General features: G+C 47.1%; 20 protein-coding genes. 10 read left to right on the top strand and 10 right to left on the bottom strand.

Annotated features, from left to right (window positions below; all coding sequences use genetic code 11):
- Positions 1-35: 35 nt before the first annotated feature.
- The 3 genes from ICV39_RS09515 to argH are packed head-to-tail and all read right to left on the bottom strand — an operon-like array spanning position 36 to position 3,537.
- A complete protein-coding gene (locus tag ICV39_RS09515) occupies positions 36-1,565 on the bottom strand; it encodes a TRAP transporter large permease subunit (protein ID WP_215389842.1) in 1,530 nt (509 codons plus the stop codon).
- Positions 1,562-2,113 (bottom strand): TRAP transporter small permease subunit, encoded by a 552-nt coding sequence (locus tag ICV39_RS09510; protein ID WP_215389841.1) that lies wholly within the window; start codon positions 2,111-2,113, stop codon positions 1,562-1,564. Before ICV39_RS09510 ends, ICV39_RS09515 begins: the two co-directional genes overlap by 4 nt.
- A 5-nt stretch (positions 2,114-2,118) precedes the next feature.
- Entirely contained in the window at positions 2,119-3,537 is a 1,419-nt protein-coding gene (gene argH / locus ICV39_RS09505) for an argininosuccinate lyase (RefSeq protein WP_215389840.1), read from the bottom strand.
- Between the two features lie 43 nt (positions 3,538-3,580).
- Between argH and hemC the strand changes: the two genes are divergently transcribed.
- Both hemC and ICV39_RS09495 read left to right on the top strand, forming a co-directional pair.
- Positions 3,581-4,558: a hydroxymethylbilane synthase gene (gene hemC, locus ICV39_RS09500; RefSeq protein ID WP_215389839.1), complete on the top strand. Its 978-nt coding sequence runs from the start codon at positions 3,581-3,583 to the stop codon at positions 4,556-4,558.
- A 40-nt stretch (positions 4,559-4,598) separates the two neighbouring features.
- Positions 4,599-5,420, top strand: a complete 822-nt coding sequence (locus ICV39_RS09495; RefSeq protein ID WP_215389838.1) for a uroporphyrinogen-III synthase — start codon at positions 4,599-4,601, stop codon at positions 5,418-5,420.
- Between the two features lie 49 nt (positions 5,421-5,469).
- On the opposite strand, the gene ICV39_RS09490 is transcribed toward ICV39_RS09495, so the two are convergent.
- The gene (locus ICV39_RS09490; protein ID WP_215389837.1) at positions 5,470-6,042 is read right to left on the bottom strand and encodes a chorismate lyase; all 573 of its coding nucleotides are present in this window, start codon (positions 6,040-6,042) and stop codon (positions 5,470-5,472) included.
- A gap of 2 nt (positions 6,043-6,044) precedes the next feature.
- Complete coding sequence (locus ICV39_RS09485; protein WP_215389836.1) at positions 6,045-7,541, bottom strand: DEAD/DEAH box helicase; 1,497 nt, start codon at positions 7,539-7,541, stop codon at positions 6,045-6,047.
- 264 nt (positions 7,542-7,805) lie between these two features.
- Here ICV39_RS09485 and leuE point away from each other — a divergent pair, with 264 nt between their 5' ends.
- Positions 7,806-8,483, top strand: coding sequence for a leucine efflux protein LeuE (leuE, locus tag ICV39_RS09480; RefSeq protein WP_215389835.1), 678 nt, complete (start codon positions 7,806-7,808; stop codon positions 8,481-8,483).
- A 5-nt stretch (positions 8,484-8,488) separates the two neighbouring features.
- Here leuE and ICV39_RS09475 read toward each other — a convergent pair whose 3' ends face one another.
- Positions 8,489-9,886 (bottom strand): coniferyl aldehyde dehydrogenase, encoded by a 1,398-nt coding sequence (locus ICV39_RS09475; protein WP_215389834.1) that lies wholly within the window; start codon positions 9,884-9,886, stop codon positions 8,489-8,491.
- 76 nt (positions 9,887-9,962) lie between these two features.
- On the opposite strand from ICV39_RS09475, the gene msrA reads away from it, so the two are divergent.
- Positions 9,963-10,535 (top strand): peptide-methionine (S)-S-oxide reductase MsrA, encoded by a 573-nt coding sequence (msrA, locus tag ICV39_RS09470; protein ID WP_215389833.1) that lies wholly within the window; start codon positions 9,963-9,965, stop codon positions 10,533-10,535.
- Positions 10,536-10,554: 19 nt separating this feature from the next.
- Here the strand turns inward: msrA and pdxH are convergent, their stop codons facing one another.
- A complete protein-coding gene (gene pdxH / locus ICV39_RS09465; RefSeq protein WP_215389832.1) occupies positions 10,555-11,190 on the bottom strand; it encodes a pyridoxamine 5'-phosphate oxidase in 636 nt (211 codons plus the stop codon).
- Positions 11,191-11,210: 20 nt separating this feature from the next.
- Between pdxH and ICV39_RS09460 the strand changes: the two genes are divergently transcribed.
- From ICV39_RS09460 to pepN, 5 genes are all read left to right on the top strand, one after another.
- Positions 11,211-11,975, top strand: a complete 765-nt coding sequence (locus tag ICV39_RS09460) for a ThiF family adenylyltransferase (protein ID WP_215389831.1) — start codon at positions 11,211-11,213, stop codon at positions 11,973-11,975.
- A gap of 325 nt (positions 11,976-12,300) precedes the next feature.
- Positions 12,301-13,629 carry an amino acid permease gene (locus ICV39_RS09455; protein WP_305848930.1) on the top strand — a complete coding sequence of 443 codons (1,329 nt, stop codon included), beginning with the start codon at positions 12,301-12,303 and terminating at the stop codon, positions 13,627-13,629.
- A 9-nt stretch (positions 13,630-13,638) separates the two neighbouring features.
- Positions 13,639-14,757 carry an alanine dehydrogenase gene (gene ald / locus ICV39_RS09450; protein WP_215389829.1) on the top strand — a complete coding sequence of 373 codons (1,119 nt, stop codon included), beginning with the start codon at positions 13,639-13,641 and terminating at the stop codon, positions 14,755-14,757.
- A gap of 95 nt (positions 14,758-14,852) precedes the next feature.
- Positions 14,853-15,428, top strand: coding sequence for a TMEM165/GDT1 family protein (locus tag ICV39_RS09445; protein ID WP_215389828.1), 576 nt, complete (start codon positions 14,853-14,855; stop codon positions 15,426-15,428).
- Between the two features lie 51 nt (positions 15,429-15,479).
- Positions 15,480-18,089 (top strand): aminopeptidase N, encoded by a 2,610-nt coding sequence (pepN, locus tag ICV39_RS09440; RefSeq protein WP_215389827.1) that lies wholly within the window; start codon positions 15,480-15,482, stop codon positions 18,087-18,089.
- Positions 18,090-18,098: 9 nt separating this feature from the next.
- On the opposite strand, the gene ICV39_RS09435 is transcribed toward pepN, so the two are convergent.
- The gene (locus ICV39_RS09435; RefSeq protein WP_215389826.1) at positions 18,099-18,287 is read right to left on the bottom strand and encodes a type II toxin-antitoxin system VapB family antitoxin; all 189 of its coding nucleotides are present in this window, start codon (positions 18,285-18,287) and stop codon (positions 18,099-18,101) included.
- A 116-nt stretch (positions 18,288-18,403) separates the two neighbouring features.
- On the opposite strand from ICV39_RS09435, the gene ICV39_RS09430 reads away from it, so the two are divergent.
- Positions 18,404-19,399 (top strand): class 1 fructose-bisphosphatase, encoded by a 996-nt coding sequence (locus ICV39_RS09430; RefSeq protein WP_371816537.1) that lies wholly within the window; start codon positions 18,404-18,406, stop codon positions 19,397-19,399.
- Positions 19,400-19,493: 94 nt separating this feature from the next.
- Here ICV39_RS09430 and cphA (ICV39_RS09425) read toward each other — a convergent pair whose 3' ends face one another.
- A complete protein-coding gene (gene cphA, locus ICV39_RS09425) occupies positions 19,494-22,064 on the bottom strand; it encodes a cyanophycin synthetase (protein WP_215389825.1) in 2,571 nt (856 codons plus the stop codon).
- The gene (gene cphA / locus ICV39_RS09420; protein WP_215389824.1) at positions 22,065-24,257 is read right to left on the bottom strand and encodes a cyanophycin synthetase; all 2,193 of its coding nucleotides are present in this window, start codon (positions 24,255-24,257) and stop codon (positions 22,065-22,067) included.
- Positions 24,258-24,387: the final 130 nt, after the last annotated feature.

Genomic DNA, 24,387 nt, shown 5'->3' with positions numbered 1-24,387 from the left:
TTGCTCATAATAAAAACCCCGCATCTGCGGGGTTTTTATTTACCAGGCTTATCCAATTGAAAAGTAACCGGAGCGTCTTCATCCGCTTTATTGGGTTGCTCTGGTTTATTTTCGTCAGATCCTGTGAAATTAAATTCCTGACTTTGTACTACCGCCGCAGGTTTATCTAGAAAGGTAGTCACCATGGCTGGAAATGCCATAACCAGTACTACCATGACTAGTTGCAAGGCTACCCAAGGTAAAGCGCCCCAATAGATATCGCTACTTTTTACCTCTTTAGGCGCTACACCGCGCAAATAGAACAAGGCAAAGCCAAATGGCGGATGCATGAAAGATGTCTGCATGTTTACGCAAAGCATCACGCCAAACCAAACCAGAGCAGCGCTTGCTGCTGCTTGGGGGTTGCCATTCATGGATTCGAGCAAAACAGGCGAGAGCAATTTAACTGCTACTGGCGCTAACATCGGTACCACAATGAAAGCAATCTCAAAGAAGTCCAAGAAGAATGCCAAGAAGAAGACAAAGAGGTTAACGACAATTAAGAAGCCAACCCAGCCACCAGGTAAATTCGAGAACAGTTCCTCTACCCAGTGACCGCCATCAACGCCTTGGAAGACAACCGAGAAGCAAGTTGAGCCAATCAAGATGAACACGACCATGGCAGTGATGCGCATGGTGTTTTGATAAGACTGCTTAATCAATTCTGAAAGGTTTGGAATGCTGGCGCGACGCATCCAAGCAAGCAATAGCGCACCCATCGCACCCATTGCACCGGACTCCGTTGGAGTGGCAATGCCGGTCATGATGGTGCCCAGAACTAAGAAGATCAGAACTGCGGATGGGATGATGCCCATGAGGCACTTCTTCCAGAGCGCCCAGCCTTTGAGGGTGAGATCGCTCTCGGGGACTGGTGGCAAATAATCAGGGCGAATACGTGAGAGGAAGAATGTATAAAGCGCAAATAAAGCAATTTGCAAAATGGATGGACCCCATGCGCCTAGATACATACTGCCTACATCAGCACTACCGCTTTGGGTTTTGAGTTGATCTGCCAAGACAATGAGTACTAGTGAGGGCGGCACTAATTGGGTAATGGTGCCAGAGGCTGCTAGAACGCCTGTAGCGTAGCGCATGTTGTAGCCATAGCGCATCATTACTGGAAGCGAGATCATCGCCATGGCAATCACTTGGGCAGCTACCGTGCCGGTAATCGCCCCAAGAATAAAGCCAACAATAATGACGGAGTAGCCAAGACCACCTCGCACTCGGCCAAAGAGCTGGCCCATCGAGTCCAGCATTTCTTCTGCAAGGCCGCAGCGTTCCAGAATAGCGCCCATAAAGGTAAAGAAGGGAATGGCCAACAGCAAATCATTGGCGAGCACACTACCAAATATGCGTTGTGGAATAGCTTGTAAAAATGCGATACCAAAAAAACCTTCGCTCATGGCGATCACAGAAAAAAATAATCCTGCGGCCATTAAAGAAAATGCAACCGGAAAGCCGATCAGCATAAAGATGATCAAGCCGCCGAACATGAGAGGGGGCATCCACTCTAATGGAATCATTGCATGGGCTTTTCGTAATGAAGATCTTCAGCGGACAAGGTGTATTCACCTTTGAGTGCGCCAATCCGTTTGATGATTTCAGATAAGCCTTGCAGGCTCAGCATGAAGAAACCAAATGGCACGATGAACTTAATGGGATAGCGAGCCAGACCCCCTGAATTCAGGGAGCCTTCAGAGATGAGCCAAGAGGGGTAAAACAGGCTGGTCCATGAGAGCCAGGTAAAGAGTAGGCAAGCAGGCATCAAGAAGCAAATAAAGCCAAATAAGTCTAGCCAAATACGACCACGATCAGAGAGTTGCGAGTAGATCAGGTCAACTCGTACGTGCTCATTTCGTTTGAGCGTGTAAGAGGCGCCGAGCATGACAGCTGCGCTAAATAAATACCACTGCAATTCCAGCGGCCAGTTATTGCTAATGTCTAATCCATAACGTAGTAAGGCATTCGCAGCGGAAACAACGCAAGATAGCAAAATCATGATGCTGGCTGCGCTGCCAAGCAACTGATTGATCGCGTCAATGCCCTTGGAGACTTTGTTCCAAAACCCCATGCTGATTAGAGGTCTGCACGACCCCGTTTGATAGCAGCGAGTACTTGGGCTGGGGCTGTGCCACCAGCATGCTGGCGGGATTGCACAGAACCTTCTACCGTGAGTAATTTAAATACGTCATCACCAATAAGTTCAGGGCGACTATCTAAGCCGCATGCAAAGCGTAACTCTGACAGACTTAAGTCGGTCAACATGCAGTTTCTGCCAACGCAGGCTTTAACTGCATGGGCTACCGCCTCATGCGCATCTCGGAAAGCCAGACCTTTTTTTACCAGATAGTCAGCTAAGTCTGTTGCTGTAGCAAAACCTTCTTCTGCAGCTGCCTTCATCACTTCTGCTTTGACCTCAATGTGCGGCACCATATCAGCGAAGATGCGCAAAGTGTCTTGCACGGTATCAACAGCATCGAATAAAGGTTCTTTGTCTTCTTGGTTATCTTTGTTATATGCAAGTGGTTGACCCTTCATAAGTGTCAACAAAGAAATCAGATCACCATAAACACGCCCAGTCTTGCCGCGAGCCAATTCAGGAACATCGGGATTCTTCTTTTGGGGCATGATTGAGCTGCCAGTGCAGAAGCGATCTGGTAAATCAATAAAGCCAAAGCGAGGACTTAACCAGAGGATCAGCTCTTCAGAAAGACGTGAAACATGCATCATCAAAATAGATGCAAAGGCACAGAATTCAATCGCAAAATCACGGTCAGACACAGCATCCAAAGAATTGTTGCAGATGCCATCAAAGCCAAGTGTCTTGGCCACTTGCTCGCGATCGATTGGGTAGGTGGTCCCCGCCAGCGCAGCAGCGCCTAGAGGCAAGCGATTAAAGCGCGCACGCAGATCAGCAAGACGACTTGCATCACGGCTGAACATTTCAAAGTAAGCCATCAAGTGATGGCCAAAAGTGATTGGTTGAGCAACTTGTAAATGGGTATGCCCGGGCATGATTGTTTCAGCATGCTTTTCGGCTAAATCTAATAATGCTGTGCGCAGTGCTTTCAGGCTAGCGGCAATCTCATCGACGCTAGCTCTTAACCACAGGCGCAAATCGGTAGCCACTTGGTCGTTACGTGAACGACCAGTGTGCAAACGTTTGCCAGCATCACCAACTAATTCTGTAAGACGGGCTTCTATATTGAGGTGGACATCCTCGAGGGCAAGTTGCCAGTTAAATTCGCCAGTTTCGATTTCGCTCTTAATTTGAGCCATGCCGCGCTCAATATCAGCGAGGTCTTGGGCGCTGATGATTTTTTGAGTGGCTAACATCTGGGCGTGAGCTAAGGATCCCGCAATATCGACAAGCGCAAAACGTTGATCAAAGCCGATCGAGGCTGTATAACGCTGAACGAGTTCGTCAACCGGTTCGGCAAAACGGGCCGACCAGGCTTGGGCTTTATTGGCTAAGGAATTTTTGGATGAGCTCATAAACACAGTATATTGGTGTAGGTCTTTGATTATTTTAAATGTTATGTCTGATTCCCTGAATTCTTCATCCCCAGTAGCTGGCCAGTTAGCCCCTGAGCGGCTAGTCATTGCCTCCCGTGAGAGCCGATTAGCCATGTGGCAGGCCCAGCACGTGCGTGATTGCCTAAAAAAGCTCTATCCAGCATGCGATGTTCAGATTTTGGGAATGACAACCCGTGGCGACCAAATTTTGGATCGAGCCCTTTCCAAAGTGGGGGGTAAAGGTCTTTTTGTAAAAGAATTAGAAACCGCGCTAGAAGATGGTCGAGCTGACCTCGCAGTGCACTCACTTAAAGATGTCCCTATGGTCATGCCTGAGGGGTTTGAGCTGGCATGTGTGATGTCAAGAGAGGATGCCAGAGATGCTTTTGTATCCAATGACTACGCTAGCTTAGATGATCTTCCAAAAGGTGCAATTGTGGGTACTTCAAGCTTGCGCCGCGAGTCTGTATTGCGAGCAAAATTTCCGCATTTAGAAATCGTTCCCTTGCGCGGTAACTTAGATACTCGGATGGGTAAGTTGGATCGCGGTGAGTATCAGGCCATTATTTTGGCGGCGGCTGGTTTAAAGCGATTGGGATTGGAGAATCGGATTCGCAATTACTTGCCATACGATCCTTACACTCCCGCAGCCGGCCAGGGCGCCTTAGGTATCGAAACATTAAGCAAGCATCCAAATATCAAACAATGGTTGGCACCATTAAATGATCTTCCAACTCTTTATGCAGTATCTGCTGAGCGTATGGTGTCTCGTCAGTTAGGCGGGTCCTGTGAAGTGCCTTTGGCAGCTTATGCGCAGTGGAAAGACCAACAGATGGATATTCGTTCTTTTGTAGCGAGCACCGATGGCAAGGCTTTTTGCTTGGCTACTGGCAATGCAAAAGTAAATTCGGTTGCAGAAGCCGAAGCTCTTGGTATGACAGTGGCTCAAGATCTGATTACGCAGGGCGCTGAAAATCTGATTCCTAAGATTGCAAAGTAAGCATCTTTAATCTTTTTGCGCATCCATTATTTAAGTCATCATGAGCACTAAAACCATCGTGATTACTAGACCGAGTGGTCAAGCGCGACAGCAAGTGGAATTGCTGCATAAAGCGATTGAACAAAGCGGTATCAAATCATCATCGGTCAATATTATTTCTTTGCCTTTATTGACGATTGTTCCAAAAGATAATGAGCAATTGGCGGACCATATTGCTAGCGCTTTAAAGGATGCGGATTTGGCCATCTTTGTTAGTCCAAATGCGATTGAAAGTGTGATGCGCTTGCTTGAGCGTAACTGGCAAGATTTTTCTAAGAAGATCATCCCCATTGGTGTGATGGGTGGCAGTAGTCGTTTGGCATTAACCAATCATGGGATCGGTCTAGAAGATGCTCCGATCCCGGTGTTCATGCCGCAAGAAAGCGGACAGTGGGACTCGGAAGGTTTGTGGCAAGAATTGCAAATGCTAGGTTGGGATTGGGCTACCAAGAAAATTGTGATCTTTAAAGGTGATGGTGGCCGTGAGTGGCTCGCCGACACCCTGAAAAAAGCCGGAGCAATAGTAGAAGCCATTTCTACCTATTCCCGCATTCCTTTAGATCTTGATAATCCTGCTTGGCAGTCTATTCGAGAGCTAGATATTTCAACATCGCTGTGGATATTGACCTCTTCAGAGGCGGTGCGATATCTAGGAAGTGTTGCAAAAGATCAGTTTTCACAAACTCTGAGCCATGCAACTGCGATATGTCCACATTACAACATTGCCGACGCAGCGGAAGCGATCGGTTTTGGTGAGGTCTTTGCGACTGATCCAGGTGATGAGGCTATGATCAAAGCTGCATTAGCTTGGCTCTCAATCTAAAAGTCTTGCCTCTTTATCCCTCAGTCATTCACACCCTTAATTAACGAAATTAAGTTGCTGGGTATTGGAGTAGGGCGGGTAAAAAAACTTCGTTGACTAGGATGGGGTGACCCTTTAAGCGGTATAAGGTACGACGCGCCCAAAGAGGTGAAGGCAATGTAATGCCTGCCTTATAAAAACCTTTCCACAGTGGTGCGCTTTTATCAATACGAGCAATATCACGCCGAGGTCTAGCCTTGGAATGCATTCGAGTTTTGCTAAATAGAACTGCGCCTAAAGGTCTTGTGCCTAAGCGCAGGATCGAATGATTGCTGCCGCTTGAGCTCAATGTGGGAATGATGCTGCGGGCGATGACGAGTGGTGTTTCATTAGCGCAGAGTAGTACCTCTCGTACTCGGCAGTGTTTAATTCTCTTTCGAAATGAGAGGAGTTCATCATCATGCAAAGATTGAGGGCGATCCCGTAAAACCTTAACGGTTAATTTTTTACCAATCGCTTTCTCAATCTTGTGCGTAAGTGACCCAGTGTCGCTTAACCATGGTTGCCACTGAAGGGGCGCCCGATGAATTTCACCGGAATCGACTCGATTCCATGCAGAACGGAGACGATTGCGGTGGGGCATATTTAGCTGCCGCTAAAGTTGCGACGTTGGCTGCCCGACTTTGGTTTTGCAAAGCGAGGACCTGCTGGACGGCTTGGACGAGAGTCTGCGGAGCGTGCAGGACGTGAATCAGCTGAGCGGCTAGGACGAGAGTCGCCAAAGCGATTTCCACCCTCTTTATTGCCGCCAAAACGAGATTCAGAGCGTGCGCCAGAGCCATAACGACCACCACCGCTACCGCCACCACCACCAGAGCGATTCCCACCAAAACCGCCACCGGATCTGTTGCCGGAACGGCCGCCGCCAGAGCGATTACCACCGCCAAAACTCGGTTTGGCTTGTGGCTCAAGGCCTGCGATTACGGAAGCAACGATATCTTGCTGAGTGAAGCGTTCAATGTTGCGAATCTTTGCGCGATCACGATGTTCAACCAAGGTAATGGCGACCCCATTGCGGCCGGCGCGACCCGTACGGCCAATACGGTGCGTATAGTCTTCCGGTTTCATGGGTAGGCCAAAGTTAATCACGTGGCTAATGCGTGGCACATCAATACCTCGAGCGGCAACATCGGTTGCGACCAAAATCTTGGTGTGGCCTTTACGCAAGGACTCTAGGCGACGCATGCGAACTGCTTGGGGCATTGCGCCATGAAGTGCTGTTGCCTCATAGCCATTAGAGCGCAATGTATCAGCAATCTTTTCACTTTCTACCTGTGTACTTGCAAACACCACTGCTTGATCTAAAGAGGCATCAGCCAAGATGTGCTCAAGAAGCTTATGTTTGTGTGACATGCTGTCAGCCCAGTGCAACTTCTGCTCAATGTTGGCGTGCTTTTCACCGGCATGAGCTAGTTCAATACGCTTCGCATCTGTGGTCAACTCATTTGCTAAAGACATAATCTTTGGTGCAAAGGTTGCAGAGAACATTAAAGTTTGCTTGCGACCAGCGCAGCGTTGATCAATGGCTTCCAAATCTTCAGCAAAACCCATGTCTAACATGCGATCTGCTTCGTCAATCACCAGCTGTTGTACATCATCCAAGCGAATCGCTTTGCTATCGCATAGATCTAGTAAGCGTCCTGGAGTAGCGACCACCAATAAGGCGCCTTTAAGAGCTTGGATTTGTTTGCCATAAGGCATGCCACCCATGATCGTAGCAATACGAATGCCTTTCATGCCACGCACGAAATTCACTGCATCAGCAGCAACCTGTTGAGCCAGCTCACGAGTAGGGCAGAGTACGAGAACCTTTGGTTGCGCGCGACCTGGTACAGGTGAGTTTTTAGGATTGTCTTCAATCAACTGATGAATGATTGGCAACAAAAAGGCGCCGGTTTTACCGCTACCCGTTTGACTGCTAACCAATAAGTCACCACCTGCTAAAGCCGCAGGAATAACCTGCGCTTGAACAGGAGTTGCCTGAGTAAAGCCCAACTCAGAAATGTTTTTGAGTAGCGGTGCTGCTAAGGCGAAATTCTGGAATTCAGTTCCAGTCTGTTTGTTTTCTTTAGAAAAAGTCATGCTATTACACATCTCCTTTTGAGAGATGTCTCCGTACGTTGCACTCATGTTTTTTGAAGTGCGATGGTCAAAGGCATCGACCATCAGACAGGCGGCAGCGCGATTTTGTTTCCGGTTGTTCCGGGGTTTAGGGCTTATCGCTTCTAAACAGTGCGCTGAAATATAGCTGGGGGGCGATGAATCAAATTGCTTAAAAAAGCCTCTCATTATGACAGTTCGAATATCTAATTACAAGGGTTTTCCCGAATTTATTATGATGTAGCAATGGAATGGAGTGCATTAACCCTTTTATCACCAACAAATGCTGGAATAGCGGATTTCTCAAGCTATTTGCTCGGAACCCTGCTCATTATTTTGTTGCCAGGCCCTAACTCGCTTTACGTACTGACCATTTCTACACAAAAGGGATGGCGCCATGGTGCTTGGGGTGCTATCGGTATTTTTATCGGTGATTCCATTTTGATGATCGCTGTTGCCTTAGGGGCCGCATCGATGTTGATGTCATCCCCGGTACTTTTTCAGATAGTGCGAATCGCTGGTGCCTTGTATTTGGGATGGATGGGATTTGGTTTATTGCGTAGTGGGCAGCAACGCTGGGCCTTATCTTCTAAAACAAACGCCTATGAAATCCAAGCGGGCCTCATGCAGTTACATCCCTTGATTGCGGCCTTGTCACTATCATTAACCAACCCCAAGGCAATCTTTTTCTTCATTGCGTTCTTCTCGCAATTTATTCGTCCAGATTTTGCTTATCCTGCTTACACCTTTATGTATCTTGCAGTTGTTCTGCAGATGATGAGCATGGCTTACCTAACGGGCTTAATCTTTGCTGGCCAATATTTCTCAAGCTATTTCCAAAGTCGCCAGCGTTTAGCGGCAGGACTCTGGTTGCTTACCGGAGTTCTGTTTATCAGCTTTGCGATACGTCTAGTGTTGGTCTAGGTCGCTTACTTTAGGCGCCGTAGCAATCGCTCTGTCTTTTTTCCGTAGGGTGGACGCGCGGGTTTGGTTCCCTTGAAAAGACTGGTTCCCAAAAAGCCACGAACATCGAGGATGGATTTTTGGTGGCTGAAGGTATCAAATCCAGCCTTGCCGTGATAACTGCCCATGCCGCTGGCGCCAATGCCACCAAACGGTAAAGTTTCTGCAGCAGCGTGCAGAAATACATCGTTTACTGTTACTCCGCCAGAGCGGGTCTCTTGTAATACTTGTTCTAACTGCTTTTTGTTTTTACCAAACCAATAGAGGGCTAGCGGATTTGGTCTCTGATTAATGTAAGAGATTGCAGCAGCTGTATCTTGGATAGCAATAATCGGTAAGATCGGACCAAAGATTTCTTCATGCAATACACGTGCCTCAGCTGGAGTGTTGATGAGCACAACGGGTTCAAAGCGACGTGCACCAGCTCCAGGATTCTGAAGAAGCGAAACAGGTTTAGCGCCACGATCAATCGCATCGCTCAACAAATGTCGCCAATTCTGTAATTGGTTTTCGTCAATTGGGCCCGTTAATTCTTCTGGATTGCTAAATTGCACTTGTGCGGCAATCTGTAGCTCCTTAATTAATGCCTCTTGTTGGTTGGTTTCCACTAAAACATAGTCTGGAGCGATACATGTCTGGCTATTATTGAGTAACTTGCCGTAAATAATTGCTTCAGCCGCATCCTTAATGTTTGCGGAGGAGTCAATAATCGCTGGAGACTTGCCGCCGAGCTCTAAGGTCACGGGTGTGAGGCTTTCGGAGGCGGCTCGCATTACTTTTTTGCCAATTGTTTCTGAGCCGGTAAAGAAAAGGTGTGCAAATGGTAGGGCGGCAAATTGCTCTGCTACCTCAGTGCCACCAGTGCTCACGCAAAATTCAGTTGGATGAAAGTATTCCTGAATCAGGCTCGCCAAGAATCCTGATGTGCGAGAACTACGCTCTGAAGGTTTGAGCCAAACACGGTTACCAGCAGCAAAGGCGGAGATGGCTGGCAGAAGTGCGAGTTGCACGGGGTAGTTCCATGGGCTGATGATGCCAACCACACCAATCGATTGGCTTTCAATCCATGCTTCTGAAGAGCCTAAATAGGATGGTGTTTCCATCTGGACTGGCTTCATCCAATCTTTTAGATGCTTGCGAACAAATTTGCAGGCTTGATACACCATCTGAAATTCAGCGAGACGAGTTTCTGATGAATGACGCACACCAAAATCCGCCGTCAGTGCTTTGCATAACTTTTCTTCATTCGCTTTGATCATCTTCTCAATACGCCCAATACGCTCGAGTCGGACCTCGATGCTGGGATTGGGTTCAGCCGCATAGGCTGCTTTGATTTCATCAAGCTGAATGGTGAAGCGATTCATGGTGTATTAATTAATGGGTAAATAAGGCGATGATTATGGTTTTGCAGGGATTTCAATAAGGCATTAGGATAAAGCTATGAATGAAATCTTCGATAAAAACCCATCCAAACTTGAGCGGGCAACCCTAGGTGGTGGTTGTTTTTGGTGTCTTGAGGCTGTTTACCAGCAGATTCAAGGGGTAAAAACAGTTGTATCTGGCTATGCTGGTGGTGCGATACCAAATCCTTCATATGAGGCAGTATGTGATGGCAATACTGGCCATGCGGAAATTGTTGATATCGAGTTTGATGCTCAAGTGATCAGTTATCGAGACCTCTTAGAAATTTTCTTTGTGATTCATGATCCAACGACCTTGAACTATCAAGGTAATGATCATGGTACGCAATACCGATCAGTGATTTTTACCCATAGTGATGAGCAACTCAAAATTGCGCAGGAGGTAGTGCGTGAATTAGAGGCTTCGAAGATTTATCGTGATCCAGTCGTCACACAGATTGAAGCTGCGCCAATCATTTATCCAGCGGAAGACTATCACCAGAATTATTTTCAGCAACACCCGAATCAAGGGTATTGCGCATTTGTGGTTGCGCCTAAGTTAGAAAAATTCAGAACTAAATTTCAATCTTTAATCGCCCCGAAATATCAGTAAACCCAGTGCCCACCAGAAGTTAGGGAGCAAGTCTGCTGATTTCCCAGTCCTTGCCTTTAAGTTGGTAGTGGATGCGATCGTGGAGACGAGAAGGGCGACCTTGCCAGAACTCAATTTCCGTAGGACGCAGGCGATATCCACCCCAATGTTCTGGACGCGGTGGGTTTTCTCCAAACTCCGCCTTAAATTTCTGCTCCGCTGCCTCTAGAAATTCTCGATTGGGGATAGCGGCACTTTGAGGGGAGGCCCAGGCACCAATTCGAGATGCGGGTGGGCGTGAATGGAAGTATTGATCGCTCTCAGTCGCATCAACTCTTTCAACAATACCTTTAATACGGACTTGACGCTCAAGTTCATGCCAGTGAAATAGAAGTGCTGCCCGTGGGCGAATAGCTAATTCCTTACCTTTTTGACTCTCATAGTTGGTAAAAAACGTAAAGCCATTTTCGTCAGCCCCTTTTAGTAAGACAATACGGGCTGATGGGTTTCCAGCTTGATCAGCGGTGGCCAGTGTCATTGAGTTGGGCTCAGGGCACTCCGCCTTGATTGCTTGATCAAACCATAGCTGAAAGAGGGGCAGTGGTTGATGAGGAACTTCGGTTTCCGAAAGCTGACCAAGGGTATAGTTTTTGCGAAGTTGGGCAATGGAGTTCATTTATTCAGTATAAAGAGGCTATGGCAGAAAACAAGGCAGAAATAAAGGCGCAAGACAGCATTGAAGATCGCCGTTTTGGGGGGGTTTCTAGACTCTATGGGTCCGACCTGCGCGTGAAGTTTCTGAATGCCACTGTCGTAGTCGCTGGATTAGGTGGTGTTGGTTCATGGGCGGCTGAGTCACTAGCCCGTACCGGTATTGGCCACCTTGTTCTAGTAGATCTTGACCACATTGCGGAGAGCAATACCAATCGTCAACTCCATGCTGTTGAGGGTCAGTATGGAAAAGCAAAAGTCCAAGCGATGGCTGAGCGCATTTTGCAGATCAACCCCGAGATTCATTTGACAGTTTGCGATGAATTTTTAGAGCCAGATAATTTAGATCGCATCATTCCTGCTGATGCTTATGTATTGGATGCTACCGATTCAGTTCAAACAAAGATTGCGTTATCAGTATGGGCTAGAACGCATAACCGTGCTTTAGTGATGTGTGGCGCCGCTGGAGGAAAGACCCAGCCCACAGCAGTGCGATGTGATGATCTCTCGCGAACCGAGCAAGATGCCTTATTAGCAAAAGTTCGGCAGGGGCTGAGACAAGATCATGGTTTCTCAAGAAACCTCAAACATAAGATTGGCATTAGGGCAATCTACTCTCATGAGCCCCGTGCGGGTGCTTCCACTGGCGGCCTGGCTTGCTCGGGTTATGGCTCAACTGTTATGGTGACTGCAGCTTGTGGTTTGGCGGCTGCTGCCGAGATTCTCAATCTAATTAGTCAAGGGCAATAGTAAGTCGCGCCTTATCAATTAATTTAAAGCCTTCAATTCAGCAAAAATTCCTAAGGGGATTCCCTGTAGGAAATTACTGATTCTCTTGCAGGTAAAAATTAATTCTTGATAGAGCTCAGTTGTTTTTAAAGAGAATTTTCCATTTCTGAATTCATATTTAGTCATTAAATCACTTTAAGAACTTTTGCCCTCTAGTGAATAATAAAACTCCTCCCTAGACTTTGTCTCGTTGGCAAACCGCCAACAGCAAATCGAAAGGAGGTCTCTTTTGCAGACTGAACAAACTGGCTTAAAACGCCATCTCAAAGTGCGACACATTCGTTTGATGGCTTTAGGATCAACGATTGGTGTTGGTTTATTTCTAGGATCCGCTAGCGCTATTCAAATCGCCGGCCCATCGATTCTGTTGGGATATTTACTCGCAGGAATCGTTGCTTTTATTGTCTTGCGCACCCTAGGTGAAATGGCTGTACATGAGCCTGTAGCAGGTTCTTTTGCTGCTTATGCCAATACCTATGTTGGACCGCTGGCAGGTTATATGGTCGGATGGGGCTATTGGACCTATTGGATAGTCGTAGGTATTGCCGAAGTAACGGCTGTGGGCATTTACATGGGAATTTGGTTCCCTGAAGTTCCGCAGTGGATTTGGGCGCTGTCCTCAATTGTATTGATGGGCTTGATTAATCTCATCGCTGTAAAAGTATTTGGCGAATTTGAATTTTGGTTTGCGCTGATTAAAGTCGTCGCAATTATTGCCATGATCGCATTAGGCGGCTCGGTTATCTTATTTGGCTTTACAAATGATTGGCAGCCTATTGGCTTAAGCAATCTTTGGCAGCATGGTGGATTCTTTCCAAATGGCTTTGAGGGGATGTTGCTCTCATTGCAAATGGTTTTATTCGCCTATGTTGGTATTGAGATGATTGGTCTTTCTGCTGGAGAAGCGGAGAACCCGAAGAAAACGATTCCGATGGCAATTGATTCATTAGCCTGGCGAATTTTGATTTTCTACATGGGCGCGATTCTGGTGATCTTGGCCATCTTCCCATGGAATGAAGTGGGTCAGCAGGGCAGTCCTTTCGTAGTGATGTTTGAACGGATTGGTTTGCGTGAAGCGGCGGGGCTGATTAACTTTGTGGTGATTACCGCAGCACTCTCATCTTGTAATGCAGGCATTTTTAGTGGTGGTCGATTGCTGTACTCCTTATCTACCAATGGCTATGCACCCGCATCTTTTGCAAAGCTATCTAAATATGGGGTTCCGCATCGTGCAGTAATGGCTACGGTTGGTGTCTGTATGTCTGGGGTTGTTTTGAACTACTTCGTGCCGGATAAAGCCTTTCAATACATCATGGCGGCCGTGACCTTTGTGGGTTTGATGGTTTGGATTGCCATCCTGTTTACCCAAATGAAATTCCGTCGTTCGTTAACAAAAGCACAAGTAGCTGAGCTTGGTTATCGCGCTCCTTGGTGGCCTTATTCCTCGTGGTTTGCTTTGGCATTTATTTGCTTAGTTGTGGTGCTAATGGGCTTTCATGAGGATGCGCGGATTGCGTTGATATTGGGTCCGTGCTTACTGGGGGTGTATCTCGCGATGTTCTACATCGTGGGCTTGCATCGCAAAACAAAAACGCAAGCTGTATTTAAATCATAGGAGATCAACATGATTATTGGTGTTCCACAAGAGGTAAAAAATAATGAGTTTCGGGTTGGCTTAACGCCAGGCAATGTCAGCGGACTTTGCAAACAAGGGCATTCGGTATTAGTTCAGCGAGGCGCTGGTGAGCAAATCGGTCTAAGTGATGAGTCATACCGAATTGCTGGAGCCACGCTGATCAATAGTGCCGCCGAAGTTTTCAAAAAAGCAGAAATGATTGTGAAGGTAAAGGAGCCTCAGCCACAAGAGTGCGCCATGCTGCGTGAGGATCAGATTCTGTTTACCTATCTGCACTTGGCTCCGGACCCGATTCAAACCCAAGCGTTGATTCAGTCGGGTGCCAGTTGTATTGCATATGAGACTGTCACGGCATTCAATGGGGCTTTGCCCTTGTTGGCTCCCATGAGTGAAGTGGCGGGGCGGATGTCGATTCAGGCAGCTGCTACCCACTTAGAAAAAACGCATGGAGGTATTGGGGTCTTAATGGCAGGAGTGCCCGGTGTTTCGCCCGCTAAGGTTGTCATTCTTGGTGCCGGAGTAGTAGGACGCAATGCATTACAAATCGCTGTGGGTATGGGGGCTGATGTTTGTGTCTTTGATCGTGATATTGATCGATTACGGCAAATTGATCTGTTTTATGGCAATCGAGTCCGTACCTTTTACTCGGATAGTTTGCTAATTGAGCAGGAGGTGACTGAGGCTGATGTCGTGATTGGGGCGGTACTGCTTCCAGGAGCAGCTGCGCCAAAGTTGGTGACTCGAGAGATGATCAAGAAAATGAAGTCAGGCGCAGTAGTGGTTGATGTTGCCATTGATCAGGGTGGTTGCTTTGAGACTTCAAAGCCAACAACGCATGCAGATCCCACATTCATGATGGATGGCATTTTGCATTATTGCGTTGCTAATATGCCTGGTGCCGTTGCCAGAACCTCTACCTTTGCCCTAACCAATGCCACATATCCTTATGTAGAGGCCTTGGCTAATCGTGGAGTCGTGCAAGCTCTGTCAATTGATCATCACTTGCGTAATGGTTTAAGTGTGCATAAAGGTGTGCTCACTTCCAAGCCCGTAGCTCAGGCGCAAGGCTTGGAATATGCTCTAGCTGAAGACCTATTGCCTGCCTAGCCAGGAGCATTGGTTCATTGGTGAAAGTGAAATCTCAAAATAGTCATCAAGAAGATTTAAACTGACTGGATTCTGATAACTTCATTACCAAACTCATGGACCTATCTGCTGTAACCCTCTCGGCTGGCGTTGTTGCGTTAGCTGAGATGGGTGACAAAACCCAATTGCTTTCTTTAATGCTGGCGGCTCGCTACCCTAAGCAAGCGCTAGCCATTATTGCTGGTATTTTTATTGCAACGATTGCTAATCATGCTTGCGCCGCACTCTTAGGGCATTGGCTGATGACTTTAGTTTCGCCCGATGTAATGAGATGGATTTTGGGGTTGAGCTTTTTAGGTATCGGTCTTTGGTTATTGGTACCCGATCATATTGACGACGCAGCTGAATCAAAAGTAGTGGACCGAGCCACGCAGGTTTTTATTCTGACTGTGGTGTTGTTCTTCTTGGCTGAGATGGGTGACAAAACACAAATCGCCACAATCGCCTTGGGTGCGAAATACGAAGATGTGATCGCCGTAACAATGGGTACTACCTTGGGCATGATGTTGGCGAATGCACCAGCGGTTTGGTTGGGTCAGAGATTTACCAGGCGTATGCCAATTAAGTGGGTCCATGGCGTTGCCGCTCTGACTTTTATTGCTATTGGGGCAGTTACTTTGCTTTGGAGCTAGACAAGTAGCTAGCCCTCTGCAATAGCGTGGCCTTAGACTTAAAATAGGCCTATGAAAACTGAATTAGCACAGAGCTTTCGTCGGCTCGAATACCGTCCTCCTGTTTACATATTTGATCAAGTTGAATTAGACATCGCGCTCGATCCTGCGCGCACGATTGTTAAAAGCAAGATTGAGGTTTTACCAGGTAAAAGTTTTGAACCAGGCGCACCATTAGTACTGACTGGCCAAGAACTGGAGTTTGTCAGTTTGCGAATTAATGGTGAAGCGCATCGACACTTTGAGCTCACGCCAGAGACCTTGACTATTCACTCTTTGCCAAAAGAGGGCAATGAAAAATTTACCCTTGAAATCATTTCAATTTGTGTACCGGAGAAAAATACCAGCCTGATGGGTTTGTATGTCTCTAATGGAAACTTCTTTACCCAATGCGAGGCAGAGGGCTTTAGAAAAATTACTTATTTCTTAGACCGACCTGATGTCATGGCTCGCTATCGGGTGACCTTGCAGGCACCTGAAGCTCGATACCCTGTATTGCTATCCAACGGTAACTTACTCAAAGAAGAAAAGTTGCCAAACGGTTGGCATAGTGCTACCTGGGAAGACCCATTTCCAAAGCCATCGTATCTATTTGCATTGGTAGCTGGAAAGCTTGAGTGTATGGAAGAGACCATCACTACCAGTAGTGGCGCAAAAAAATTACTGCAAATCTGGGTTGAGCCCCATGATTTGCAAAAGACGCGCCATGCGATGGACTCTTTGATCGCATCAATACATTGGGATGAAAGACGTTTTGGTCTAGAACTTGATTTAGAGCGCTTCATGATTGTGGCGGTTGGCGACTTCAACATGGGCGCCATGGAAAACAAGGGGTTGAATATTTTCAATACCAAGTTTGTGTTGGCTCAGCCAGAGACTGCCACCGATGCTGACTTTGCCAATATTGAAAGCGTTGTTGCTCATGAGTATTTCCATAACTGGACAGGCAATCGTGTGACTTGTCAGGATTGGTTCCAGCTATCGCTTAAAGAAGGTTTAACGGTTTTCCGTGATCAGGAGTTCTCAGCTGACCAAATGGGTAGCGAGTCTGGGAGAGCTGTGAAACGTATTGAAGATGTGCGCTTATTACGTCAGTTGCAGTTTCCAGAAGATGCGGGTCCTATGGCGCACCCCATTCGTCCTGACGAATATCAAGAGATCAATAACTTTTATACAGTAACTGTGTATGAGAAGGGGTCTGAAGTGGTGCGGATGTATCAAACCCTATTGGGCAGAGATGGTTTCCGCAAGGGTATGGACTTGTATTTCCAGCGCCATGATGGTCAGGCGGTAACGTGCGATGATTTTCTCGCAGCGATGGCTGATGCCAACGGTAAAGACTTAAGCCAGTTTAAGAATTGGTATAGCCAAGCAGGCACCTCACGTGTGAAAGTGGAAGAGCAATATGATGCAGCTAATAAGCAATACCGTCTCACATTAACCCAGAGCTGCGCGCCTACACCTGGTCAGGCAGAGAAGAAGCCATTTCATATTCCATTGAAGGTACGCCTCATTACTACTGGTAATGATCAAGTAGAAAAACTACTGGAGCTAAAAGAGCCAACTCAAACATGGACTTTTGATCAGATTGAAGATCGACCTGTGCTATCTATCAATCGAAACTTCTCTGCACCAGTCAATATTGACTTTGAGCGGCCCGAGGAAGATTTATTGACACTACTTTCTAGCGATGACGATCCATTTAATCGCTGGGAAGCAGGGCAGAAGCTAGCTATGCAAATGATTTTGAATAATCGTTTGCCAGATTCAGCTCTCATTAATGCCTATCGTGAAATTTTGCTAGATCCAAACCTTGATCCAGCATTTAAAGAGTTAGCACTGACGCTGCCTGCCGAATCTTATTTATATGAGCAGTGCAAGAGTGTTGATCCCCAGAAGATATTTACCGCGCGACAAGCTTTCCGGAAAGAGTTGGCCAAGCAATTGCAATTAGAGTGGGCCGCACTTTACCAACAGAATCAAACTCCAGGATCTTTTAAGTCTGATGCGATTGATTCTGGAAAGCGCGCCCTCAAGAATTTGGCTTTAAGCATGTTGTTGGATGCGGATCCCAAGATTTGGGCGCCAATGGCTCGCAATCAATACCAGATTGCTGACAATATGACAGATCGTTATGCAGCCTTATCTGCTCTGGTAATGCATGGTGCAAAAGGCGCGAAAGAATGCCTTGAGGATTTCTGTAAACGTTTTGCAGATGATGCGCTCGTGATTGATAAGTGGTTTGCATTGCAGTCTAGCCGCCCACCTATTGATGGTCTTGAGTCCACACTTGATGAAGTGAAGCGCTTGCGTGAGCATCCAGCATTTAAGTTAAATAATCCAAATCGTGCCCGCAGTGTTATCCACATGTTCTGCGCAAATAATCCTGCGAGTTTTCATCAGGCTGATGGAAGTGGTTATGCTTTCTGGGCGGAGAGTGTTTTGGCTCTAGACCCCATCAACCCCCAGGTTGCCGCTCGTCTTGCGAGAGCCTTAGATCGCTGGCGCCTATTTGCCGAGCCCTACCAGAGCAAGATGAAGGCCGCTTTAGAGCAGGTAGCAGCTTGTCAGACCTTGTCACCTGATGTTAAAGAGGTGGTTAGCAAGGCTTTGGGAGCTTAGTTTTAAGTATTAGTTTGGGTTTCGGCGCCGTATATCTTTCATGTCTGGTGCCTTACCCCCAAGTTTGGCTAAGCGATGCCCTGCTTGAGTTTGGGTATAGGTCAAGATGACCTTATGGACAAATTCTTGGGCGCTTAGTGTCGATTGAGATATCTCTAGCGCAGTTAGTATTAAATCATCGTCAATTTCTATTTTCATAATCAAGAATTGCTATCTCTGAGTGAGTAAACCCTTTATTTGTACATAAATTCTCACCTCGGGGAAGAACAAGGCAAAATAGACCCTAATTTCAATAGTGTTTCGGAGAAATCGTTTTGTCTTCTACCCATACCAATTTCAAGCAGTATTTGGCAACAGCCAAACCAAAGGGGGCTGCTGTGCCAGCTGGCCTCCAAGATTTATTACTTGCTGTAATCGATACCTGCTCAACCTTAAGTCATGAAGTTGCTCAAGGAGCATTAATTGGACTGCTGGGTTCTGCTGGTACCGGTAATGTTCAGGGTGAAGTTCAGCAAAAGCTCGACATTATTGCGAATGATTTATTAATTGATGGTGTAAAGAACTGCAAATCATTGGCTGGACTAGCATCTGAAGAAATGGAATTGCCTGTTCCTGTTCATCGTACAGGCGACTATTTATTATTATTTGATCCACTCGATGGCTCATCTAATATTGATGTCAATGTTTCCATTGGGACAATTTTCTCAATTCTCAAAAAGCAAGACCCGCAAGCGCCACTACAAACCTCTGACTTTTTATTATCAGGTCGTCACCAAGTGGCTGCTGGATATGTCGTGTATGGACCCCAAACCACAATGGCTCTGACCTTGGGCGATGGCGTTGTGATGTTTACGCTGAATAAGGTGACGGGTGAGTTCTTGCTCATTAAAGACGCCGTGACGATTGCGCATTCAACCAAAGAGTTTGCAATCAATATGTCCAATATGCGCCATTGGGCGGATCCAGTGCGCCGCTATGTGGAGGAGTGCTTAGCCGGAGTAGGCGGCGCTCGTGAAAAAGACTTCAATATGCGTTGGATTGCATCTATGGTGGCCGATGTTCACCGTGTACTTTCTCGTGGTGGCGTATTTATGTATCCATGGGATAAGCGCGAGCCAAATAAGCCGGGTAAATTGCGCCTGATGTACGAAGCCAACCCCATGAGTTTCTTGGTGGAGCAGGCAGGTGGCGCATCTACCAACGGCAAAGATTTGATTATGGATTTGCAACCTACCGATCTGCATGAACGTGTTTCAGTAATACTTGGGTCTAAAGAAGAAGTTGATCTTTTGCGTCATTACCATGCATAAGTAATGCCTCTGAAGCAAATGCTGAGATTAAATGCAAAAAACCCAATCGTCTGATTGGGTTTTTTATTGGGTGAAGCTAAATAAATTCAGTCTTCTACGGCTGAACCTTTTCTTTGAGATAAGCCAATGATTCCTCAACCTGATCAATCAGAATGAGACAGATATCACCCTCAGACACTTCACTCAAGGCGGCATCAATAGCTAGAAACTCCCCATGAATTTCTTTCACCTGTTTAGCTCTAGTTGCGCCAACCAAGCCTTCTTGTAAAAGCTTTAATACTTCGCCGTCTTCACGACCTCGCTGACAGGCATCTTGATACAGGATAACGTTATCAAACGCATTACCTAGAATGCGTGTGAGATCACGAATATCTTCATCACGACGATCCCCGGCGCCACTAATAACCACATGGCTCTTCTTGGGTTTCATCGCTTCAATTGCGCTGGTCAGAGCACGCATGGCATCTGGATTGTGACCATAGTCGGCAATAACAGTGGCGCCTTTGTGTTTGAATTGGTTAAAGCGACCCGGCACAGAATTGGCTGTGCTTTCAAAGCTGCTTAATCCGCGTGCAATTTTCTCTGCATCTAGACCAAGTGCCCAGGCAGCACCAATTGCGGCCATCGCATTCTCGATTTGGAATCCAAGAACACCATTTTGCGTTAGTGGAATTTCGCTAACGGGGAAGCGGTACATTACGCGTGAACCTTTTGAGGCGACGATATAGGTGCCATCAAAGAAAATCACTTTTTTGTTTTTTGCCCGATGTGCCGTAATCACAGGGTGATGTTGGTTCTGGGCAAAGAAGATGACGCGACCAGGGCATTTATCACCCATCTTTGCAACCATTGGATCTGCAGCATTTAGAACAGCGGCGCCAGTAGGTGCCACATTTTGCACAATCACGCGCTTGAGGATTGCGAGATCTTCAACACTGGTGATGTAGTTCAAGCCTAGGTGATCACCTTCACCAATATTGGTTACAACGGCCACTTCACAACGATCAAATCCTAAGCCTTCACGCAATAAACCGCCGCGAGCGGTTTCTAGAACGGCTGCGTCTACGTCTGGGTGCATTAATACATTACGTGCACTCTTTGGGCCGCTGCAATCACCGGTATCAATTAGGCGGTTATTAATGTAGACGCCATCAGTCCCGGTCATGCCTACTCGTAAGCCTGTTTCACTTAATAGATGGGAGATTAATCTAACGGTCGTGGTTTTACCGTTGGTTCCAGTGACGCCTACTACTGGAATGCGGCCATCTTCACCGGGAGGAAACATCATATTGATGATGTCTTCACCAACAGGGCGACCTTTGCCATAAGAGGGTTTAAGGTGCATGCGTAATCCGGGGGCTGCATTGACCTCTACGATGCCTCCACCTTGTTGCTCTAATGGTTTGTAGATGGACTCGCACAGAATGTCGACGCCTGCAATATCAAGACCAATCATTTGCGCTGCCGCAACCGCGCTAGCCGCGACATCTGGGTGAACATCGTCAGTGACATCAGTTGCGGTGCCACCTGTACTGAGGTTGGCGTTATTGCGTAATAAGACACGCTCACCAATTTTTGGAATGTATTGCGGCGAGAGTCCGTTGCTTGCCAAGTGTGCAAGTGCAATATCGTCAAAACGAATCTTAGTCAGGGCGGTAGCGTGACCATCACCACGCAAGGGGTTTTGATTCTCTTTTTCAACAAGCTCAGCAACTGTGTGTTTGCCATCGCCCACAACTTGAGCGGGCTCACGACGGGCGGCAGCTGATAAGCGATTACCTACAACTAAAAGGCGGTAGTCAGCCCCAGGAAGATATCGTTCAACAATCGTTTCACGACCAAAGGCTTGGGTAACTTCAAAACCAGCACGAACTTCTTCCTCGGTTTGTATGTTCGCTACAACCCCTTTGCCTTGGTTGCCATCTTTAGGTTTGAGAACAATAGGGCCGCCAATCTTTTGGGCGGCACGCCATGCATCATCAGCACTGGTAACCACCTCCCCAATGGGGACGGAAACGCCCGCGGCGGCGAGTAAGTTCTTTGTGAGCTCTTTGTCTTGGGCAATCGCTTCTGCAATTGCACTCGTATCACTGGTTTCAGCCGCTTGAATACGCTTCTGTTTACTTCCCCAACCAAATTGCACCATGCTGCCTTCAGTCATGCGGCGATAGGGAATATTTCTTTGAATGGCGGCATCTACGATCGAGCCAGTGCTAGGACCTAGACGCACATCTTCATAAAGTGCTTCGAGTTCTGCTAAAGCAGCGGCTAAGTCAAAAGGGGCATCATTGAGAGTCGCTTGAATGAGTGCGAAGGCAAAATCAAACGCCATACGACCAACAACTTCTTCGATGTATTCAACAACTACTTGATAAACACCTTCATCAATTGTTTGCACGGTGCGACTAAATGTCACCGGACATCCTGCTTGTGCTTGCAAACCAAGCGCGGCATGTTCTAGGGCATTTGCAAGAGAGAGTGGGTCAGTGAGTCCGCCGCGGCGCATGCTGCCAAGCTGCGGAAAGCGCTCACGAATTTTGGTTTCAAACTGCGGAATAGCATCGATTGAGCGCTCGTTCACATCGCAGGTGACTATAGCTTCTAATGCTGTGTGGCGGCTCCACAAATTTGGGCCGCGCAACATACGAATGCGGGTGATTTCCAATTAAGCCCCTGTTATTAATGTTGCATCTGGCACAAAGGTTTGCGCGCCAGCTTCAATCACGTTAAATGGAATATCGAGAGCCCACGCTGCTGCAATGGCAGCGCCTAGATTCATGGTTTTCCAAGGTGTAGTGGTATTTGATTCAGAGTGTCTTGGTACGGGAATCGATTTTTGATCCAGCTTGCCAGATTTCAGGGTGATTTGTTGTTTGCCTACAAGCACAGCGCGACCGCCATTTTGAAGATGGGTTTTAATCACTTCAGAGTCAGGATTCTCACTAAAGAAAATCACCTCACCATCGCAAAGCTCAGCCATTTGAACGCACATCGCATCATCAGCATTCAGAACGCCAACCCCAGTTGGGAGCACAACATCAATTTGAGTACGCACGATACTAAAGACTTGGTCTTCATCGTAGATAGCGTACTCAGGGAAGTTCGCTTTAGGGTCTACATTCAGAACAACGCCCACTTGGCAGCGATCATAAGCCAAGCCTTCAATCAACATGGATAGATGATTGTTTTCAATAACCGCAGCTTCAACGGCGCGGTTCAATAGTGTGCGACGAGCGTTTTCCCAATTTGATGCATTGGTATTCGGTATGGCGCGGTTACCAAAGAACAAGCCTTTACTGCAAGACAGGCCAACATAGACATTGGTTAGGCGTAAAAAGTGGGCAACCATCTCAGCAACAGGGGTCTTACCGCTTTGGCCACAGATGCCAACTAAAGGAACACGGAAGTCAGTGCCTGGAGGGAAGAGGTGATTGGCAATCTCTTTACCAACAGGCTGTGGCTTACCGCTTGCAGGCTTTAGGTGCATCAACAGGCCTGGGCCCGCGTTAACTTCAACAATCGCCGCGTTTTGTTCTGCCAGTGGACGGCTAATATCTTGCGCCACGAGATCAACGCCAGCAATTTCTAAGCCAACAACACGAGCTGCTAATGCGACCTGGCTGGCAACATCAGGGTGAACTAAATCGGTGACATCGAATGCCACATTGCCATTGCTCTGAATAAGTACTTTGTGATCTAAGGCAGGTACGCTATCACCAGTAAGTTTTTGACGAGCCAACTCCAACTCAACAGCAGAATCAATTCTGACTGGATTTAAGGGATGTTCTTCGGCGGTACCGCGGCGTGGGTCAGAATTAATCTGAATCTGAATGAGTTCGTGAACGGTATGTTTACCATCACCAGTAACCCAAACGGTTTCGCCTTTTGCGGCAGCAACTACTTTATTGCCCACGACGAGTAAGCGATGCTCGTCACCAACAATATGACGCTCAACCAAAACTTCGCTGCCTTCATCAATCGCTACAGCATAAGCTGCTTCGATTTCTTGTTGGGTATACAAATTAATAAAGACACCGCGACCATGATTGCCATCGATTGGTTTCACCACAACCGGCAAGCCAATATCTTGTGCCGCCTCCCAAGCATCATCAGGGCTGGTAACGGTTCGACCTTCAGGTGTTGGAACGCCGGCGCTACGTAATAGACTTTTCGTTAAATCTTTGTCACGAGAAATCGTTTCTGCAATCGCGCTGGTTTGATCGGTCTCAGCAGTCCAAATGCGACGTTGCTTAGCGCCATAACCTAGTTGTACTAAGTTGCCTTCGGATAGGCGAATCGATGGAATGCCGCGCTCTTCAGCCGCATTCACAATACATGCAGTGCTAGGACCGAGTAATAAGTCATCACCCAGATCGCGCAACTTCTCAATGATGTCTTTTACTAATGCAATGTAGTCTTGATTATCTTGAGCAAGAGCCAAGTAAAGATCGCGAGCATACTTTAATGCAGTGAGGGTAACTTCTTCATTGATCGCGCTGACCATGACTTTGTAAACGCCACGACGGTCGCCGTCACGAGCTTTGCCAAATCCACCAGGTATGCCTGCTAGATTTTGTAATTCAAGTGTGAGGTGCTCCATGATGTGAGCGGGCCAGGTACCTTCTTCAACGCGTTTGAGAAAGCCACCGGTTTCCCCATAACTGCAGCGGTGCTCAACTAGGCTTGGGAGCGCCTTCACCAGACGGTCATAAAAACCTGGGATGAGGTTAGAGGGGTAGTCCTCCAGCTCACCAATATCGATCCACACCTCAATGACAGGGTGGTAGGTCCACATATTGGGACCACGCAGGTGCTTAACACTCAGGATTTCAATGGATTTATCTAATAACTGGGGCATTTATAGGGGAGCAAGGGGTCTTGGCCGGTGTTTAGGGCTTGGACGGAACGGGCTGTCTCTGAGTTCTAGTTTTATTGAAAATCCAAAAAATGGCAAAAATACATAAAAAGGCTGATTACGCTAATTTAAC

The organism is Polynucleobacter sp. MWH-UH25E (assembly GCF_018687095.1).
Taxonomy (GTDB): Bacteria; Pseudomonadota; Gammaproteobacteria; order Burkholderiales; family Burkholderiaceae; genus Polynucleobacter.
This window is presented reverse-complemented; position numbering and strand designations above follow the sequence as displayed.